This is a genomic window from Desulfobulbus propionicus DSM 2032 (genome assembly GCF_000186885.1).
Classification (GTDB): domain Bacteria; phylum Desulfobacterota; class Desulfobulbia; order Desulfobulbales; family Desulfobulbaceae; genus Desulfobulbus; species Desulfobulbus propionicus.
Map to the genome: position 1 here is coordinate 2182055 of NC_014972.1, position 18744 is coordinate 2200798.

An 18744-nucleotide genomic window follows, 5' to 3' on the forward strand; every position below is an offset into this window, starting at 1 on the left:
GTTCCGGCTCACGCCTTGTTTTTTGGGGTTAGATGAGCGCTGCGGTCGGTATAGGTGGTGTGCAGCAGCTTGTGGGCCATCTCGCCGTTGGGCTTGCCCAGATAGTCGGCGTACAGGTCCATCACTTCCTTGTTCTCGTGGCTCAGCCGTTTCTTGTAGATCTTGGCGTCGATGGTGTAGATGGACTTCAGCCGCTCCTGGCGCACCCAGTCGCTGGGCGGCACCGAGGTCTTGGGCTGACCGCCGCCGCTGATGCAGCCGCCCGGACAGGCCATGAACTCGATGAAGTGGTAGCGGGGCGGCCGGCCGGCCTGCTTGTCAGCGCGGATCTGATCGAGCAGTTGCCGGCCGTTGGCCAGGCCGCTGGCCACGGCAACGCGCAATTCGCCCACTCCAGGCACCTCCAGGCTGGCCTCCTTGACGCCCTGCAGGCCACGCACGGCGGCAAGGTTGAGGAGGGCCTCGGGCGGATTTTCGCCGGTGAGCAGGTAATACCCGGAACGGATCGCCGCCTCCATGACGCCGCCGGTGGCGGCAAAGATAACCGCCGCGCCGGTGCCCTCACCCATGAGCGAGTCATAGGGCTGAGGATCGAGTTTGGCCAGATCGATGCCCTTGCCCTTGATCATTCGCGCCAATTCGCGGGTGGTGAGGACAAAGTCGACATCGCGCAGTTCAGGGGTGCCGGCCATGATGCCGGCACTGTTCATCTCGCCGCGTGCGGCCTCGAATTTCTTGGCCGTGCAGGGCATGATCGACACCGAGACGATCTGTTTGGGATCGATACCTTTCTTCTTGGCATAGTAAGTCTTGGCCACTGAGCCGAGCATCTGTTGCGGCGATTTGCAGGTCGACATGTGATCGAGCAGGTCGGGATAGAAGTATTCGCAGAACTTGACCCAGCCAGGCGAACAGGAGGTGAATTGGGGCAGCGCGGTCGGGGCATGGCCATGCCCACCCTCGCCGTGCCCGCCGGCCGCCTTGATCCGGTTGACCAGCTCGGTGCCCTCTTCCATGATGGTGAGATCGGCACTGAAGTTGGTGTCAAAGACGCGATCAAAACCAAGCAACTTCAGGGCAGCGACCATCTTACCCTCGACGATGGAGCCGGCTGGCATGCCGAATTCCTCGCCAATGGCGATGCGGGTGGCTGGCGCTGTCTGCACGATCACATGCAGGTTTTTGTCGCTGATCACCTTGAGCACCCGCTCGATGTCGTCGCGCTCACTGATGGCGCCGGTGGGGCACCACAGGGCGCACTGGCCGCAGTTGACGCAGGTGATGTCGTCCTTGATCGGCAGGCCGTAGAAGCCCTCGACGCTCTGCACGCGCTCGCAGGCCTCGGCGCACTGGCCGCAAAGGATGCACTTGCGGTCGTCGCGGACAATGGAGGGGTTGTTGGGATCGATGGGCACGCGCCCACGGACCTGCACCGGCCAGGAGCCGGGAGCGTTGTACTGTTGCGGAGTCCATCCTTCGCCGCCGACTGGTTTGCCGGCATCCTTGCACCCGGACAGGGTCGCGAGGGCGCCCGCCATGCCAGCGGTTCCCAATCCCTTGAGGAAAAACCGCCGGGAAACCGGGAGATCGTTTGTGCTGTTATTGTCCATAGACTGCTTCCCTTGCTGAAGTTACGTTCTTGGCCTCGCTTGCCGTTTCTGCTGCCCAGCCGCGGCCCGTGTGTGTTGTCTCGTGGACAGTGTCACCGACCAAAGAGAACACAGGCGTCCATCTTCGACCACGCATCCACCGCCCACCCATCAAAAGTTTGCCGTGCAGTCCTTTTTTCCAAAAAACCGGAAAACTAAAAACAATGATTCCGGTCGGCAGAATCAGGGCCTCTCCCCTCTTCCGGCCATTGGTTGGCGCCCCTTTGTATAAGGAACCGGATACTGATTGAACCGGTCCAACGCTGACCCGGAAAGGACTTATAGAGAATTAATTCTCTATATAAAGTCTAATAAAAACTGCTTGATATGTCAATTATTTTCAATGACGACCAAAGCCGGCTTGCCGGGTTTTTTTCCCGAACGGGCTATGAACGGAAGGAATTATCGAGTCATTCTGACCCGCAAAAAAATAGCAGGATACAAGCTGAAAAAGAGCGTCAACGACAAGGAAATGGCCGGGAACCGCTCGCGAATCACGCGCCGATAAGTACAATTTTGTACTTTAAGGCAGTAAAAAAATCCTCTGCGGGACAGGGAACAGGAAAGGGTGTGGGGGAATGAAGAGGAAAAAATACGGTTGGGGTCAATCCGAGGCGCGGAAAAGGAAGGGAGAGGCCTCGATTGACGCCTCTCCGCATCTCTAACTCGGTCGGCCTTTTACAGGGAACGTCCGGAGATATCGCGAGTGCGCGGCCGCTGTTTCTTGGTCAGACCAATGGCCTGGATCGCCTGCACGGCGATCTCTTCGATCGAGCGGCCCTCGACATTGAGCACCTTGAGGTTGTGCCGCTGGTAGAGCTGCTTGGCTTGCTGCAGTTCGCGGGTACAGTTGGCCAAGCTGGCATAGGTGGAACCGGCGTAGCGCTTTTCGCGGATGGTGTGCAAGTAGAGCGGCGAGCAGGTCAGCCCCACCGCCCGCTTGCTGTTGCGCACGATCTCCTTGGGCAGTTCATGCTTGTCGAGGTGATCGGCGGTCAACGGAAAGTTGGCGGCCTTGAGTTCCATGTGGGTGGCCAGGTAGATACTGACCGGGGTCTTGCCGGATCGCGACACGCCCACCAGGATGATTTCTGCCTCGTCGTATTCTGCCGGCCGGGTGCCGTCGTCGTGCTCCAGGGAAAAATGGATGGCGTCGACCCGTTTGTTCATTTTGGAGATGGTAAAGTGGCGGGAATATCCCGGTTCGCGCAAGGCCTTGACCCCCAGGGCCTGTTCCAGCAATTCCAGGGTGTTGAGAAAAATATCGAAAAATTTCACCTCTGGACAGTTGAACACGTCACGGGTTTCCTGATCCATGATGGTGCAGAAGACCAGCGGCTGCCCGCCTTCGGACTGCTGGAGAATGTGGGCCAGGGCCTTGCGGGCGTCATCGGGGGTATGGATGAAGGGAATTTTTTCTTCCCGAAAGCGAATGTCTTGAAATTGGGCCAGAAGGGCCTTGCCCATGTCTTCGGCGAGGATGGCGGTGGAACCGGAAACGTAGTAGACATCTTGGGTGGTAGCCATGGCGTCTCGATGGGTTATTTTCGTTTATGACAGAACAAACAGCGGTATTTCGGCGGATGGGTTTCGGGCAAGGGGGCTTCCTTGCCTGGCGCATGACAACGCTCGCAGAATTTTTCCGCCTCCTTTTTTTTCATGGTCATGAATCGTTCATGCGTGGCGTCATGCGGCAGCGGTCGGGTGGTTTCCGGCGGCGCCTTGAGAAGAAACAGCAACAGTCCGGCGCAACCGACCAGAAACAGGGCATTGTAGAGGAGATGTTTCTGCTTGGTGGTCATGGTGTCCTGGGGAAGAGTGGAAGCGATACCGCTAATCTGCCATTTCCAGACTATGAAAATCAATGATTTTCATTCGTAGCAGCAGAACCAGCAGATCCATCAGCAGGCCGCAGAGTCTTGGGCTGCGACCCGCCAGCCGCATCACCCGGCCATGGCGCCGTTGTTTGCGGGCAAGCGTCGCCAGCTCGGTGCCCGGATAGGCGGGATCAAGGATCATTCGCGCCACAACCCGACCGGAGACCAGAGCCGGATAGATGCCTTCGCCGGTGAGCCCGGAAGCCAGTCCAGCGGCATCGCCGACCAGCCAGCCATGCTCGAAACAAACCCCACGATAATCGAAGTTGACCAGACCGGCGCGGATGGCTCCCGGATCAAGCGCAATGCCCTGTCGACCGGCCCAGACAAGCAACTGTTCTTTGAGCGTCCTGGCCGAAAACAGGCGGCTGTCGGCGTAGGCGCCGATGGAACAGGTCGTCGCATGGGGAAAGATCCAGCCATAGCCGGAACCGAAGAGGCGCGGGTCAAGATGCCATTCCATGCGGGAAAAGTGACCCGGCACCATGGCGTTGAGGCCGATTCCCAGGGCAAAGGACGGGAGGTTGAGATAGCGGCGCACCTGACTGCATGATCCATCCGCGCCCACCAGCTGGCCATAACGTACGCCCATCCGGCTGTTGCCCCGTTCTAAGATGGCCTGCCCGGGTTCCAGCGCGGCCAGCCGGGTTCCGCTCAGCAGGGTCACCCCGGCGGCTGCCGCCTGCGCCGCCATCCACTGTCCCAGGCGCTCTCGGCTGACGGTGGCGATGATCGGATTCTGCTCCGCCACCACCACCTGTTGCCGAGGGGTGACCACCACCTGCTCGGGAAACTGTCGCTCGATCAGTTCGTGAGGAACATGACGGAGCAGGCCGTGCCAGGTGATGCCACCGGCACAAACCTTGGGGCCGAAAACCGGTTTGCGCTCCACCAGGACCACCCGTGCCCCGTGCCGCGCCAACTGGGTGGCGCAGGCCAAACCACCCGGTCCGCCGCCAACAATCAGAATATCAGTGTGTTCCATGCGTTAATTGTTCAAGAAACAATTCCTTGGTTGAAGGCAGGTGGCAAGGGGGGCAGAGGCCATCGGCAATACGCTCTCCGGGAAACGGCCGCTACGGCTTACCGGTTCCCGGAAAAAAAAGCAAGCGCATCCCGGATCGTGCCCGCAGCCGGGGGCATGCGTCCCGCCTCGCCGCCGATCGACCCGAAGGGGTGATCCCCGGCTTTCCTGTTGTCAGCGTCTCCTCTTCCTGCTACATATCAGGAATATTTCCCACCTCAAACAGCAAGGTGCCGCCATGAACATCAGGGAACAACTGGCCATCCCCCGGCAACAACCGCGTGAACTTGATCCCGAGGAGCGGCTCGACAACTTCGACGAGGTCTCCAAAGGCTTTGACGAAGCCACCGCGCTGATCGAGGCTCAACGCTGCCTGCAGTGCCGCAAGCCGCTGTGCGTGATGGGCTGCCCCATCGGCAACGACATCCCGCGGTTCATCGAATTGTTGCGGGAGCGCAAGTTCGAACAGGCCTACTGGACCATCCGCGAGACCAGTTCCATGCCCTCGATCTGTGGCCGGGTCTGTCCCCACGAGTTCCAGTGCGAAGGTGCCTGCATCCGGGGCAAAAAGGACGCGCCGGTGGCCATCGGCCTGCTGGAACGCTTCCTTGCCGACTGGATGATCATCAACGGCAAGAATCTCTCACCCCGTTGCGCGCCGAAAAACGGCATCAAGGTGGCGATCATCGGTTCCGGTCCAGCGGGTATCACCGTGGCCCACTCGCTGTCGCACAAAGGATACAGCTGCACCATTTTCGAGTCCTTGCCGGTGTTCGGCGGCATGCTCAGCGTCGGCATCCCCAATTATCGCCTGCCGCGCAACATCATCGGCGCCGAACTCTATGCCCTGCAGCAGTGCGGGGTCAACGTCAAGACCGGCATCACCGTGGGTCGCGACCTGACCCTCTCCGACCTGCGTGACCAGGGCTACGCCGCGGTGTTTCTCGGCATTGGCGCCTATGAAAGCCGCCGGCTGGGCCTGGAAGGCGAACTTGAAACCCAGGGGGTGATGTCCGGCATCGATTATCTGGGACAGGTGCTTACCGGTCGAGAAATCGCGCTTGGCGACCGGGTGGTGGTGGTGGGCGGCGGCAACGTGGCCATCGATGTGGCCCGGGTGGCGCTCCGTTCCGGCTGGAAGGAGGTGACCATCCTCTACCGCCGCACCCGCGAAGAGATGCCCGCCTCGGGAGTCGAGGTACATCATGTGGAGGAGGAAGGGGTACAAATCCTGTTCCTTGCCGTACCCACCAGAATCCTCTCGGACGACGGCAGATTGACCGGCGTGGAATGCATCCGCATGCAGCCGGGCGAACCCGACGCGTCCGGCAGGCGTTCCCCGGTTCCGGTCGAAGGCTCCGAGTTCGTGCTCGAAGCCGATGCCCTGATCGCGGCGGTCGGGCAGAAAGTCATTCCAGTGCATGACGAGACCGTGCCGGTGGAGGTCACCTCCCGTGGCACCTACGTGGTCGACCCGGTCACCCTCCAGACCAGCGTCGAGTGGATCTTTGCCGGCGGCGACACGGTGCTCGGGCCGCAGACCGTGGCCAAGGCGGTCTGTCAAGGGCTGGACGCGGCCGAGTCCATGCACCGCTACATGCAGGGGCTGATCTGAACGATCAAGCCCTGCGCGATGTTCACGGATTGAGGAGGGTTAGCTGTAGGCCTCGCTGTAGATGCGTGTGCCGGGAAAGTGCTCATCGAGCAGATGCGTCATGTCATGAATCATCGGCCGGGAGCCGCAGAGGTAGAAATCATAAAGCCCGGGCTTGAGATGCCGATCGATATAATCGGTCACGTGCCCCCGGTGGAGATCCAGGAGCATGATCCCCGGCTGCGCCGGACCGGAAAGGCAGGGAATATAGCGGCTGGCCGCCATGGTCAGCGCACGCCGATAGAACAGACCCGATACCTCCCGGGCGCCATGGACCAGGGTGAAGCCCCGCACCCCCGACGCGGCCATGGCCATAAACGGGGCGATTCCCACCCCGTTGGCCACAAAATAGACCGGTCGATCGGTCGGCCGGTAGATCAGATACCCCTTGGCCTGGCTCATGCCGACGGAACTCCCCGGAGCCAGTTCAGCTAGGGCACCGCTCAACACCCCACCGCGTATCCGTCTGATCAGAAAGCGCAGCTCACGGGCATCTGGAGGGGAGAGCAAGGTATAATCCCGCTCCTCGCCGTGCAGACTGAGGGTGACATGCTGGCCGGCAACAAAGGAAAAATTATCGGGTCGGTCGAAGGTCAACTCAAAGGCTTCGTCATCCAGCCATTCGCGCTTCAAAATGGAGATGCGGTGCATCGATGTCCCCCTGTTCCATCACTTCTTCCAGGTTTTATCGGCGGTTCCAAGGAGTTGATTAAGGTATCGGGCCACGACAAACAGATAATCGGACAAGCGGTTGAGGTAGACTTGGATGGCCGCCAGTTCACTGTTTCCGGCATCCGGAGAGACCTCGATCAATTCGGTCAAGCGCCGCTCGCAACGGCGACAGACCGTACGCGCCACATGGGCCCAGGCCGCGACCGGCTGACCTCCGGGCAGAATGAATTCCTTCAGCACCGGCAACACGTCGGAAAGCGCGTCGATACGCTTCTCCAAATCTTTGGACACATTGACCGGCAGGGCAGTGAGATAACCGGTGGCGGAAGAGTCCGGAGTGGTGGCCAGCCAGGCACCGGCGAGAAAGAGGTGGGACTGAATCTGCTCGAAATCGCCGCGGATAGCCTGTTCTCCTTCAGGCAGATACGCGGCGACCGCCCCCAGCATGGAATTGAGTTCATCGAGATCGCCATAGGCCTCGATGCGGATATGATGCTTGGGTACACGCTCGCCAGAAAAGAGACTCGTCTTTCCTTTGTCGCCTCCGCCAGTATACACTTTCATCCGACTTCTCCTTTTGCTGTTATCTTGGTCAATTAAATCCCATTCTGACACACTGAAAATCGTTTTCGCCAAAGGCGTGGAAATGCTCTCCCCCAAGGCCGCATCGTCGGCCACGCGTTCTTGTCCCGTGGGTGAACGCTGCCTGGAAACCGGAGCACGATCGCCAGCCAATCTCGTCGCTCAATGGAGCAGACCTTGCACCGCTTCGCCAATCAACACTACCAAGTGTGATGTTGTACTCGAAAACAAGAAAGGCCACAACAAGCTATCTCATTAAATCAAATCTATTTTTCCAGAAAAAAATCTCCTGCCCCCTCCCTGCTCCGCCGCATGCCGGAAAGAATGACACCAGTAGCGGAACCCAAAAAAATCAAAAATGACCGTATGCGTTTTAACTAATTATTTTATCGAGGAATGAGCGTGAATATTGATTCATTTCCCATTCACCAAATCTTTTTGCTGTTGACAAAAGAGCCAATCTCAAATAGGAAAATGCGAAACTTTATGTTAATTAGTTTTAGCCTGTTATTCAATTTTTCCCACCTGAACGACAGGACGGTTTTTTGGTGTTCAATGTTCATTTTCACTCAGCCACCCTTGTTGGTGAGCGGACGATCGCAAGAAAGAGGTAGTAAAAAAAGAGTTAGCTAAAGGCTTTTCCGCGATTTGCTGGAAAAGACCAGTTTTTCCCTTGCAGTCGATATCGGCTTCGGTTCACGGTTGAAAAAACGAGACCGGAAGTGTGCATCATCTGTAAATATTCCGACGCGGTCGGAGTACCCACTTGAGGAAAATTGGCTCAACGTATGACAGACAGATTCTCACAAGTTATTGTACAAGGTTTGCGATCCAGTCAAAAAATAGACCGGCGAGACAGCAGTTCATAATCTGTTGTTTTCCGGTCTTTTTTTGTATAGGGGGATCCCGGAGGGCCGCTGGGCGGCAACCGGGCAATAAAAACGCTTCATAGACAGGAAGAGGTACACATTGGAAACTAACGCGAAAATGTTCTGGACAGGTTTATCACCCGATGAAGCAAGGGAAGCACTTGTCAACAAAGACAAGTCCAAAAAAGACAAACGAATGACGCTGAAGGAAGCGGTTTCCAAGTTTGTTAAGAATGGCGACAATGTCGGTATCGGCGGATTCGTCAATCTCCGTCAGCCCGTAGCCATCTGTCATGAAATGGTTCGGCAAGGCTTCAAGGACCTGACTCTCTCCTGGCAATCCGCAGGCATGGCAGCTGAAATTCTCGGCGCCGCGATGATCGCCCGGCCGGATCATTTTTCTATCAAGCGGATCGAGCTGGCTTATTGGGGACATGAGTCCTTTGGTCTGTCTCCCTCCTGGCGCTATCTCGCCGAACGCGGCCTGATCGAATTCGAGGACTGGAGCAACTACAACATGTCTGCCCGGTTCAAAGCCGGTGCCATGGGCCTGCCTTTCCTGCCCACCCGCGGTCCCTTGGGCGGCGACATCAAAAACACCAGCCGCACCAAGATTATCGACTGCCCGTTCACGGGACGGCCGATTGCCCTTGTCCCGGCCTGCCATCCGAACGTGGCCATCATCCATGTCCAGGCAGCGGACATGTACGGTAACTGCATCATTCGCGGCACCGACGCCACCTGCCCGGAAATCGCCATGGCCGCGAAACACTGCATCGTCACCTGCGAGCAGTTGGTTTCCCACGAACTGATCGTCAGCAATCCGAAGGACATCCTTATTCCCTTCCCGGCTGTCGACGCAGTCATTCATGTACCCTATGGTGCCTATCCGGGTGCCTGCCGCCGCCACTACTATTTCAACGGCGACCATATCCGTGATTTCCTCGGACGTATCATGCCGATGGTCAAAGGTGCTCCGGCCGATTCACTCAAGGCTTGGTTTGACGAGTATATCTTTGGGGTCGAAACCTTTGAGCAATATCTGGACAAATTTCCGCTCTCCAAGATCCTGGCGGACAAAGCGGCGGAAGCGGTCCATTGCGAGCGGTTGGCCTAATCTCCAGCAGCCTGAGTCATTGAAACGGAACCTCTCGGAACACTAGACAAGGAGTCATCATGACAGTTTCAACGGATTACACCGCCCAAGAAATCATCGTTGTGGCGGGGTCAAAGATATTGGAAGACAACAAGATCGTCTTTGTCGGGACGGGCCTTCCCATGGTTGCCTCGCTCTTGGCTATTCTTACCCATGCCCCCGGATTGATCGTGGTCTTCGAGGCCGGTGCCATGGGTCCGCCCCTGACACATGGTCTGCCCATTTCGGTCGGCGATTCCAAGACCGGAACCGGCGCATCCTATATGAAGGGCCTGAACGCCGCCTTTGAATTGACCCAGCGCGGATACGCCGATTTCGGCTTCATCGGTGGCGCCGAGGTCGATATGTACGGCAACCTCAACTCCACCATGATGGGTGATTACCCCGCAAGTTATGCCAAGCCCAAAGTTCGTCTGCCGGGTAGCGGCGGCGCCAGCGACATGGCGGCCTCCTGCGAGCGAACCATCCTCATCGTTCCCCACGACAAGAAGAAATTCAACGAGAAGCTCTCCTATGTCACCAGCCCCGGCCATCTTGACGGCACCCCCGGCGCCCGTCAGAAAGCCGGCATGCAGGGCAAGGGCCCGTATCGAGTGATCACCACTAAGGGTATCTTCGATTTCGACGAGGCAACCAAGAGAATGCGTATTCTCCAGACATTCCCGGGTGAAACCGTACAGAGCATTCAGGACAACACCGGCTTTGAATTGCTGGTAGCCCCGAATGTCAGCGAGTTCGCGCCCCCCACCGTCGAGGAAGTGCGTTTGATCCGTGAAGTGGTCGATCCTCAAGGTGCCTTTGTCAAACGAGTAGCAAAATAACTCCGATGATGCAGACCGTACCGTTTCTTGTTCAACGGTACGGTCTGTATTTGAAAACAGGGCGTTCGCTTTTTTACAGATAAAAACACCGCACTCAAGAGAAACAAAAAATCGAGCTTATCCAGAAAAAATAGAAAATGTTACCCGATGACTCCGTCATTGGGCACAGTTGAGTTGAAAGCCTTTGGCCACCGTTGTCTTGCTTTCAACACCACTTAATTATTTAGCATTCCGGCAAACAAACCTTGACGGACAGGAGAACACAGCATGAAAATTCTTAAAATTGACCATCTTGGTATCGCAGTCAACAGCTTGGACGAAGGCAGTAAATTTTGGACCGATGTCATGGGACTTAATCTCCATGGCACGGAAACCGTTGAAGAGCAAAAAGTGACAACAGCCTTCTACCCTGTCGGTGAAAGTGAAGTGGAACTCCTCGTATCAACCTCACCCGATGGCCCTATCGCTAAATTCATTGAAAAAAATGGCGGTAAGGGTGGATTCCAGCACGTTGCTTTCCAGGTCGAAAATATCGAAGAGGCCTTGGCCGAGCTACAGGAAAAAGGGGTCGCTCTTATCGACAAAACCCCGCGCATGGGTGCCGGCGGATGTAAGATTGCCTTTTTGCACCCCAAAGCAACGGGGGGGATTCTCGTTGAGCTTTCCCAGCGGATGTAATCAACCACATTGAGGTTTTCGCGGCAACGAACACCTGAATGTCTGTCTGATCCTGGTTCCAACCGCAACTTCTCTTCCGGGAAAGTTGCCGTTGGACCAGTTTGTTTTGTTTTCAACCGGGGATAATCCCCAAGTTAACTACAAGGAGTAAGCGACATGGCAACTGGATATGAGCAATGGGTTGAAATGGCCACCAAGCAGATGAAGGGCAAATCCCCTGACACGCTGAATTGGAAGTCCCCTGAAGGCATTACCGTTAAACCGATGTATACCGACGAGGATCTCAAAGGTCTTGAGTCTCTCAGCATGTTCCCCGGCATGGCCCCCTATACCCGCGGCCCGATGGCCACCATGTATGCCGGCCGCCCCTGGACCATTCGCCAGTATGCCGGTTTCTCGACCGCCAAGGCATCCAACGAATTCTATCGCAAGAATCTGGCAGCCGGTCAGAAAGGTCTGTCCGTTGCCTTCAGCCTTTCCACCCATCGCGGCTATGACTCTGACAATCCTCGCGTTGCCGGCGACATCGGTAAGGCCGGTGTGGCCATCGACTCCATCGAGGACATGAAAATCCTGTTCGACGGCATTCCGCTGGACCAGATGTCCGTCTCCATGACCATGAACGGCGCGGTTATCCCGATTCTGGCCATGTGGATCGGTGCTGCCGAGGAGCAGGGAGTTACCCAGGATCAGCTCCAGGGTACCATTCAGAACGACATTCTCAAAGAGTACCTGACCCGGAACACCTACATCTATCCGCCGGAGCCTTCCATGCGGATCATCTCCGACATCATGGCGTTCTGCTCCAAGAACATGCCCAAATACAACACCATCTCCATCAGTGGTTACCACATCATGGAAGCTGGTGCTGATTCCGTCCTCCAGTGTGCGTTCACCCTGGCAGACGGTATTGAATATGTTCGCGCCGCCATTGCATCGGGCATGGATGTCGACACCTTTGCTCCGCGTCTGTCCTTCTTCTTTGGCGTTGGCATGAACTTCTTCATGGAAATCGCCATGCTGCGCGCTGCCCGCTTCCTGTGGTACAAGTTGATGCAGCAGTTCAACCCGAAGAAGCCGCAATCCTCCATGCTGCGGACCCACGTGCAGACCTCGGGTTGGTCGCTCACCGAGCAGGACCCCTACAACAACATTATCCGCACCACCATCGAGGCCATGGCCGCTGCTCTGGGTGGCACCCAGTCGCTGCACACCAACTCGTTTGACGAGGCCGTGTGTCTGCCGACCGAGTTCTCCGCCCGCATCGCCCGCAACACCCAAATCATCATCCAGGAAGAGTCCCAGATCTGCCGCGTTGCCGATCCGTTGGGCGGTTCCTACTATGTTGAATGGCTCACCAACCAGATCGTTCAGGGTGCCGAGAAAATCATCAACGAGATCGAGGAAATGGGTGGCATGGCCAAGGCCATTGCTTCCGGTATGCCGAAACTGCGCATCGAAGAGTCCGCCGCCCGTCGTCAGGCTCGTATCGATCAAGGCAAGGACGTTATCGTTGGTGTCAACAAATACCGTCTCAAAGACGAGAAGCTTGATTTCGAGATCCTTGAGGTACCGGATACCGTTCGTCTGGAGCAAATCGACCGCATTAACCACATTAAAAAGACCCGTGACAACGCCAAGTGTCAGGCTTGCCTCGAGGCCATCACCAAGGCTGCCGCCGGCAAGGACAACCTCCTCGAGGTCGCCATCGCCGCTGCCAAGGCCAGAGCAACCGTTGGAGAAATTTCTGACGCCATGGAAAAAGTATTCGGCCGTTTCGTAGCCACCACCCAGTGTGTATCCGGCGCCTACTCTTCCGAGTACAGCGAAGCCAGCAGCGACGCCGCCCAGATCATCGAGGCTCTGCGCAAGCGGACCAACGACTTCATGGCCAAGACCGGTCGCCGGCCTCGTATCCTCGTCACCAAGATGGGCCAGGATGGCCATGACCGCGGTATCAAGGTCGTTGCCTCCTCCTATGCTGACCTCGGCTTCGACGTCGATATCAGCCCGATGTTCCAGACTCCTGAAGAAGCCGCCAAGATGGCCATCGAGAATGACGTTCACATCGTCGGCGCCTCCTCATTGGCCGCTGGCCACAAGACCCTGGTGCCCGAGCTCATTCAGAAGCTGGAGGAGAAGGGTGCTGGAGAGATCATGGTGGTTGCCGGTGGCGTTATCCCGCCGAGCGATTATCAATACCTCTATGACGCTGGCTGCAAGGGCATTTATGGTCCTGGTACCCCGATCACCGAGTCCGCTGGCAAGGTCATGGACATGCTTGAGGAGAAATATTGTAAATAGCAGTTCCGCATATTGGGAAAACAGCAAACGGACGGACCACAATCCGTCCGTTTGCATGTTCGCACAACGAAACCTCCATTAAAGGTCAGATATGCATAAAGATCCCAGTTACTATATCCAGGGCGTATTGGATAATAACCGCCTGATGCTTGCCCGCACCATCACCTTGGTCGAAAGCATCCTGCCCTCGCATCAGGAGATTGCCAAACATGTGATCAATGAACTGCTGCCCTATACCGGCAAAGCGGTGCGGCTGGGTATTACCGGCGTTCCCGGAGCTGGCAAGAGCACATTCATTGAGAGCTTTGGCACCATGCTCACTGGAATGGGACACCGGGTAGCCGTTCTGGCCATTGATCCCAGCAGTACCCGCAGCGGCGGTTCCATCCTTGGCGACAAGACCCGAATGGAAAAACTGGCGGTCAACGACATGGCCTTCATCCGCCCCTCGCCATCAGGCGGCAGCCTGGGCGGCGTGGCCAGAAAAACGCGGGAAACCATGTTGATCTGCGAGGCAGCCGGCTTTGATGTGATCATCGTCGAAACCGTGGGGGTGGGCCAATCAGAGACCACCGTTGCCTCGATGGTCGATTTTTTCCTGGTGTTGCAGATCGCCGGTGCAGGCGACGAACTCCAGGGAATCAAAAAAGGCGTGCTTGAAGTCGCTGATGCCATCGTGGTCAACAAGGCGGATGGTGACAATGTCAGCCGGGCCAAGCTGGCCAAGCGCCAATATGAAACAGCCCTTCACTTGGTCACCCCCTCTTCACCAAACTGGACACCTCCGGTCATGACCTGCAGCGCCCTTGAGGAAGTTGGCTTGGCGGAGGTATGGGAGACGATCAACAACCACAAGCAGATCATGACCGCTTCCGGCGAATTGGACAAGAAACGCCAGGATCAGGCCATGTCGTGGATGTGGTTCTTGGTCAATGAAGGATTGGAACGTTGGTTCTACCAGCACCCAGAGATTCAGAAACTGTTACCCGGAGTCAGAAAAAGCGTCGAGGACGGCCGCATGGCACCCACCCGGGCCGCCGATGAACTGGTTGCCATTCTCGGCAAGGACCTGTTGCTGTAGACCACAAGGTTTGCCCTCCTTTTCTTCAACAACCTCTCTAGTTCGTTAATTTCTGTCATCGTCTTTCTCCGATCGCCGGAGGGAGACGATGATCCGCCCTTCTTCACAGACAACCAGAGGTTGTTGTCTTAAATTTTCTTGACGCCCCCTTGAATGAAGAGTATAAACGGCAAACTGAAAAGAGAGAGGCGTTCATAAACAATTGCCACTGACGCCGGCACCTTCCAACATGGAACGGTAACCACCTCTTTTCCCAGCCACATGATCGTCAGTGTGATAGCCGGGTCCTGTGCAATAAAGAATCACAAACCCCGTCAGGTCCGGAAGGAAGCAGCGGTAGTGACCCTCTTTATGTGCATGGGGGTGCCTGGCTATCCTTTTTTCAGGGGTGAATTCGCTGCTCCCCGCGCCCGGAACAGTTGATGCATCTTCCGTTGTCCTGATCATTGACCGCCGGTATCGATTTTGTCCTACCTTGTTCTTGCCAGAAAATCCCGCCCCCAGACCTTTGCCGAAGTCGTCGGCCAGAAAGCAGTGGTCCGAACGTTACAAAATGCCCTGGCCCAGCAGCGTGTCGCCCAGGCGCTGATTTTCAGCGGCGTACGTGGCACGGGCAAAACCACCTTGGCCCGGATCATGGCCAAAGCCCTGAACTGCGAGCAGGGGCCGGCCACTGAGCCCTGCAACCTCTGCCGCTCATGCAGGGACATCGCCGACGGGGCCAGCATCGATCTCCAGGAAGTGGATGGCGCCTCTAACCGCGGCATTCAGGAGATTCGCGAACTGAAGGAAAAAATCCGTTTCATGCCCACCAGTTCGCGCTACAAGATCATTATCATTGACGAAGTGCACATGTTGACCACCGAGGCCTTCAACGCCCTGCTGAAGACCCTGGAGGAACCGCCCGACCATGTGTATTTCATGTTCGCCACCACCGAACTGCACAAGGTCCCGGTAACCATTCTTTCCCGCTGCCAACGCTACGAGCTCAAGCGTCTGGGGCATCGAGAACTGGCTGCCCACTTCACCCGCCTGGCCGAACAGGAGGGCGTGCGGATGGAACCCGCGGCGGTCGACATGATCGTGCGCGAGGCTGGGGGCAGTGTGCGCGACGGCCTCAGTCTCCTGGATCAGATTTTTTCCTATTGTGGCCAGGAAGTGCGGGCCGAAGAGGTGGTCGAGGTCTTGGGTCTGGTCAGTCACCAGCTGATCGCCGATCTCGGATCCGCCCTGCTCAACGGCGATCTCGGTGCGGTTTACGTCCTGCTTGATCAGATGTATCTCCATGGAACCGACATCAAGCGCTTCAGCAACGATTTGTTACAGTGGTTTCGTGACCTGGTGGTGTGCAAGGTCAGCAAACATTCCGGTCAATTCCTCGAGGTGACCGAGGATGAGCAAGCAGCCCTGGAGCAAACCGCGGCTTCCTATTCCTTGGAAACCATTTCGGCGCTGTTCAATCTGCTCCTCGAAGGACTGGAAAAGGTTTCTGTGTCACAGCAACCGCGCCTGACCCTGGAGTTGACTTTTATCCGTGCGGTGCAATTCCGCGATGTGGTGCCGGTGGCCGAATTGATCAGTCGATTTGATCGGTTACTGGAGGGCGCCTCCCCCGATCTTCCAGCCGTGTCGCCAACACCTCTCCGGCAAGCCACCGCAGCTTCGCCATCTCCCAAGCCGCCACCACGCTCTTCTTCCCCGCCCACAGCGCAAGCCGCCGTCCCGGCACGGTCAACCGCCGCATCGGTGTCATCGTCACCGCAACCACCGACCGGGATGACGACCCGCGAGCCTCTCAGTCCACCGGAGCCGGACAAGACCTCCCCGCTGCCTGCCGCCGTCGCGACCAATCCTCCCCCAGCAACGCCTTCGGACGCTGCAAACGGACAGTCTTCGCCATCGGGCGCCACCGAGCCGCGCACCCAGGTGGAGGAAGCGCAACCACCATCTCCCGCCCCCCCCAAAAAAAAGGTCCGCCAACATTGGGAGGGCTTTGTCCAGTATGTGCGTGAACGCCAACGCTGGATCGCGGCGGCCCTGCAGATGGCCGCCTCGGTGGAATGCAACGGCAAGGAACTGATCATCCATTTTGACGACAGCGCCGAGTGCACCATGCTCAAGCAGCGCAACAACGTCAAGGCGCTGACCGAATTTCTCCTCGATTTTTTTCAAGAAGAACTCTCTGTCCAGTTTGCCGTGCCCGGTTCCAATGCCTGCGCGGTCGATCCGGCCAACGGTCTTGCGCCCCAACATGAACGCCGCGCCTTGGCCAACGATCCACTGGTGCTCACCGCGCTCGATGTCTTCACCGGTCAGGTCGGTGATATTCGCATCGGTTCCGGATACCGCGCACATACCACGCCCACGGCACCCAGGACCGGCGAGGAAGCATACCCATCGGTCGAGGAGTAGCGGCCGCTCTCCGGATACCCCATTCCCCAAAACAGGTTTTTGTTGAGGTTTTCTATGAACATGAGTGAGCTGATGAAACAGGCGCAGCAGTTCCAGGAAAGACTGGCAACCGTGCAAAACGAGTTGGGCGGCAAACAGGTGACCGGTTCCGCCGGTGCCGGCATGGTCACGGCCACGGTCAACGGTAAGGGAGAACTGCTTGAGATCGTCATTGAACAAGCATTGGTTCAGCCGGACAACACCCAGATGCTGCAGGACTTGATTGTCGCCGCAGTCAACGACGGCCTGAACAAAGCCAAGGAGCTGGGCAAGGCGGAGATGGGCCGCTTGACCGGTGGTCTTAACATACCAGGTCTGTTCTGAATGCAGATCATTCCCCCGGCCCTGGAGCGATTGATCGCCGACCTGACCCGGTTGCCGGGAATCGGCCGCAAAACAGCCACTCGGCTCGCCTTGTACATCCTGCGACGGCCAGCGGCGGAGGGCAGAAATCTCGCCCACGACCTGATGGTGCTCCATGACACCATCCACCTCTGCCACCAGTGTTTCACCTTCTCCGAAACCGATCCCTGCGCGATTTGCGGCAATCCCGGGCGGGATTCACGACTAGTGTGCGTGGTCGAGGAGCCGGGCGATCAGATCGCCATCGAGAAAACCGGCGTGTTCCGCGGCACCTACCACATCCTTCACGGGGTGATCGCCCCCATGGACGGTATAGGTCCCGACGAGCTGAAAATACGCGAGTTGCGGCAACGGGTTGCCTCCGGTCAGGTCGACGAGGTGTTGATCGCCACCAGTTCCACGGTCCCCGGTGAAGCCACCGCCTCCTATCTCGCCGAAATGCTGCAGGATACCAAGGTCCGCCTCAGTCGTCTGGCCTGTGGTATTCCCATGGGCATGGACATCAAGTATGCCGACGAACACACCTTGGCCAGGGCTGTCGAATCCCGCCAATCGGTGCCTGGACGAACCTGACAGCCGCACCGTGCATCCTCTCAAGGCCCGCCGTTTCTCTCTTTGACCTCTCTCCTTTCTGCCCCTGCTCGCGAATGCAACGTCTCCCCCGTCCAAAGGCGGGGGAGGTTTGAATAGACGGCAGACCGAATGCGCCCGGTTAACTCATCATGCTCCATACCATCCTGGTGGCGACGGCGTAGAGAAACAGGGCAAAGAGCCGTTTGAGCTTGTCGACCGGTAACGCATGGGCCAGCTTGGCCCCCAGTGGGGCGGTGAAAATCGAAGTGCAGACAATACCGATTAGAGCCGGCAGATAGACATAGCCAAGGCTGTAGGCTGGCAGGCCACTGCCATGCAGGTTGTTGACCATGAAACCGAATGCGCCGGCGATGGCAATGGGAAAGCCGATGGCCGCCGAGGTGCCGACAGCCAGATGAGCCGGGACATTGCACCAGATCATGAAGGGCACGGACAGCGATCCGCCGCCGATGCCAACCAGGGCCGACACCACACCGATGGTCGAACCAACGCCGAACATACCTGCTGTTTGCGGCAGCTCGCGCGAGGCCTTGGGCTTTTTGTTGAGCAGCATCTGCGTGGCCACGCAATAGAGAAACACGCAGAAAAAGGTTTTGAGAAAACCGGTGGACAGCCGCGCGGCAATGAAGGTGCCGAGAAAGGTGCCGATCAGGATACCGGGCACGATCCGTCGAACAATGGTCCATTCCACCGCGCCCCGCCGATGATGGGACATGAAGCTGGAGATGGAGGTGAAGATGATGCTGGCCAGCGAGGTGCCCAAGGCCAGATGCATGATCTGATCCGGCTGTACGCCCTGCTTGGCGAAACAGAAAACCAGCATCGGCACGATCACCACGCCGCCGCCCACCCCCAGCAGACCGGCCAATACTCCGGCAATCAATCCCACCACCAGATACATCAACACAATTTCAATGGTCATGACATTCTCTCCTGTTCGGCATATCCGCCGGTCAAAGTTGATACCGC

General features: G+C 57.5%; 16 protein-coding genes and 1 other RNA gene. 10 read left to right on the forward strand and 7 right to left on the reverse strand.

Translation table 11 applies throughout. From position 1 onward, the window contains the following. Positions 1-8: 8 nt before the first annotated feature. From DESPR_RS09480 to DESPR_RS09495, 4 genes are all read right to left on the reverse strand, one after another. On the reverse strand, positions 9-1610 hold the full coding sequence (locus DESPR_RS09480; protein WP_015724590.1) for a [FeFe] hydrogenase, group A: 1602 nt from the start codon (positions 1608-1610) through the stop codon (positions 9-11). Between the two features lie 717 nt (positions 1611-2327). Beyond that, complete coding sequence (gene ppsR / locus DESPR_RS09485) at positions 2328-3176, reverse strand: pyruvate, phosphate dikinase/phosphoenolpyruvate synthase regulator (protein ID WP_015724592.1); 849 nt, start codon at positions 3174-3176, stop codon at positions 2328-2330. A gap of 14 nt (positions 3177-3190) precedes the next feature. Then, on the reverse strand, positions 3191-3514 hold the full coding sequence (locus DESPR_RS09490) for a hypothetical protein (RefSeq protein ID WP_245529418.1): 324 nt from the start codon (positions 3512-3514) through the stop codon (positions 3191-3193). Beyond that, positions 3483-4511, reverse strand: a complete 1029-nt coding sequence (locus DESPR_RS09495) for an NAD(P)/FAD-dependent oxidoreductase (protein WP_015724594.1) — start codon at positions 4509-4511, stop codon at positions 3483-3485. Before DESPR_RS09495 ends, DESPR_RS09490 begins: the two co-directional genes overlap by 32 nt. A 277-nt stretch (positions 4512-4788) precedes the next feature. Between DESPR_RS09495 and DESPR_RS09500 the strand changes: the two genes are divergently transcribed. Then, positions 4789-6165: an NAD(P)-dependent oxidoreductase gene (locus DESPR_RS09500; protein ID WP_015724595.1), complete on the forward strand. Its 1377-nt coding sequence runs from the start codon at positions 4789-4791 to the stop codon at positions 6163-6165. A gap of 39 nt (positions 6166-6204) precedes the next feature. Here the strand turns inward: DESPR_RS09500 and DESPR_RS09505 are convergent, their stop codons facing one another. Then, a complete protein-coding gene (locus DESPR_RS09505) occupies positions 6205-6855 on the reverse strand; it encodes a ferredoxin--NADP reductase (RefSeq protein ID WP_015724596.1) in 651 nt (216 codons plus the stop codon). Between the two features lie 18 nt (positions 6856-6873). Beyond that, the gene (locus DESPR_RS09510) at positions 6874-7440 is read right to left on the reverse strand and encodes a cob(I)yrinic acid a,c-diamide adenosyltransferase (protein ID WP_015724597.1); all 567 of its coding nucleotides are present in this window, start codon (positions 7438-7440) and stop codon (positions 6874-6876) included. 1083 nt (positions 7441-8523) lie between these two features. Between DESPR_RS09510 and DESPR_RS09515 the strand changes: the two genes are divergently transcribed. The 9 genes from DESPR_RS09515 (at position 8524) to recR (ending at position 17754) form a co-directional block, all read left to right on the forward strand. Next, positions 8524-9444 (forward strand): CoA transferase subunit A, encoded by a 921-nt coding sequence (locus DESPR_RS09515; protein WP_218918235.1) that lies wholly within the window; start codon positions 8524-8526, stop codon positions 9442-9444. Positions 9445-9503: 59 nt separating this feature from the next. Continuing rightward, positions 9504-10304, forward strand: coding sequence for a CoA-transferase subunit beta (locus DESPR_RS09520; RefSeq protein WP_015724600.1), 801 nt, complete (start codon positions 9504-9506; stop codon positions 10302-10304). A 267-nt stretch (positions 10305-10571) separates the two neighbouring features. After that, complete coding sequence (gene mce, locus DESPR_RS09525) at positions 10572-10982, forward strand: methylmalonyl-CoA epimerase (RefSeq protein ID WP_015724601.1); 411 nt, start codon at positions 10572-10574, stop codon at positions 10980-10982. Positions 10983-11138: 156 nt separating this feature from the next. After that, positions 11139-13286, forward strand: coding sequence for a methylmalonyl-CoA mutase (scpA, locus tag DESPR_RS09530; RefSeq protein WP_015724602.1), 2148 nt, complete (start codon positions 11139-11141; stop codon positions 13284-13286). 91 nt (positions 13287-13377) lie between these two features. After that, positions 13378-14367: a methylmalonyl Co-A mutase-associated GTPase MeaB gene (gene meaB / locus DESPR_RS09535; protein WP_015724603.1), complete on the forward strand. Its 990-nt coding sequence runs from the start codon at positions 13378-13380 to the stop codon at positions 14365-14367. A gap of 278 nt (positions 14368-14645) precedes the next feature. Next, an RNA gene (gene ffs, locus DESPR_RS16835) (signal recognition particle sRNA small type) lies at positions 14646-14743 on the forward strand. Between the two features lie 89 nt (positions 14744-14832). Then, on the forward strand, positions 14833-16779 hold the full coding sequence (gene dnaX, locus DESPR_RS17295; RefSeq protein WP_015724604.1) for a DNA polymerase III subunit gamma/tau: 1947 nt from the start codon (positions 14833-14835) through the stop codon (positions 16777-16779). A gap of 54 nt (positions 16780-16833) precedes the next feature. Beyond that, positions 16834-17142 carry a YbaB/EbfC family nucleoid-associated protein gene (locus DESPR_RS09545; protein ID WP_015724605.1) on the forward strand — a complete coding sequence of 103 codons (309 nt, stop codon included), beginning with the start codon at positions 16834-16836 and terminating at the stop codon, positions 17140-17142. Next, the gene (recR, locus tag DESPR_RS09550; protein WP_015724606.1) at positions 17143-17754 is read left to right on the forward strand and encodes a recombination mediator RecR; all 612 of its coding nucleotides are present in this window, start codon (positions 17143-17145) and stop codon (positions 17752-17754) included. It begins immediately after the preceding gene. A 139-nt stretch (positions 17755-17893) separates the two neighbouring features. Here recR and DESPR_RS09555 read toward each other — a convergent pair whose 3' ends face one another. Further along, on the reverse strand, positions 17894-18697 hold the full coding sequence (locus DESPR_RS09555) for a sulfite exporter TauE/SafE family protein (RefSeq protein WP_015724607.1): 804 nt from the start codon (positions 18695-18697) through the stop codon (positions 17894-17896). Positions 18698-18744 lie beyond the last annotated feature (47 nt).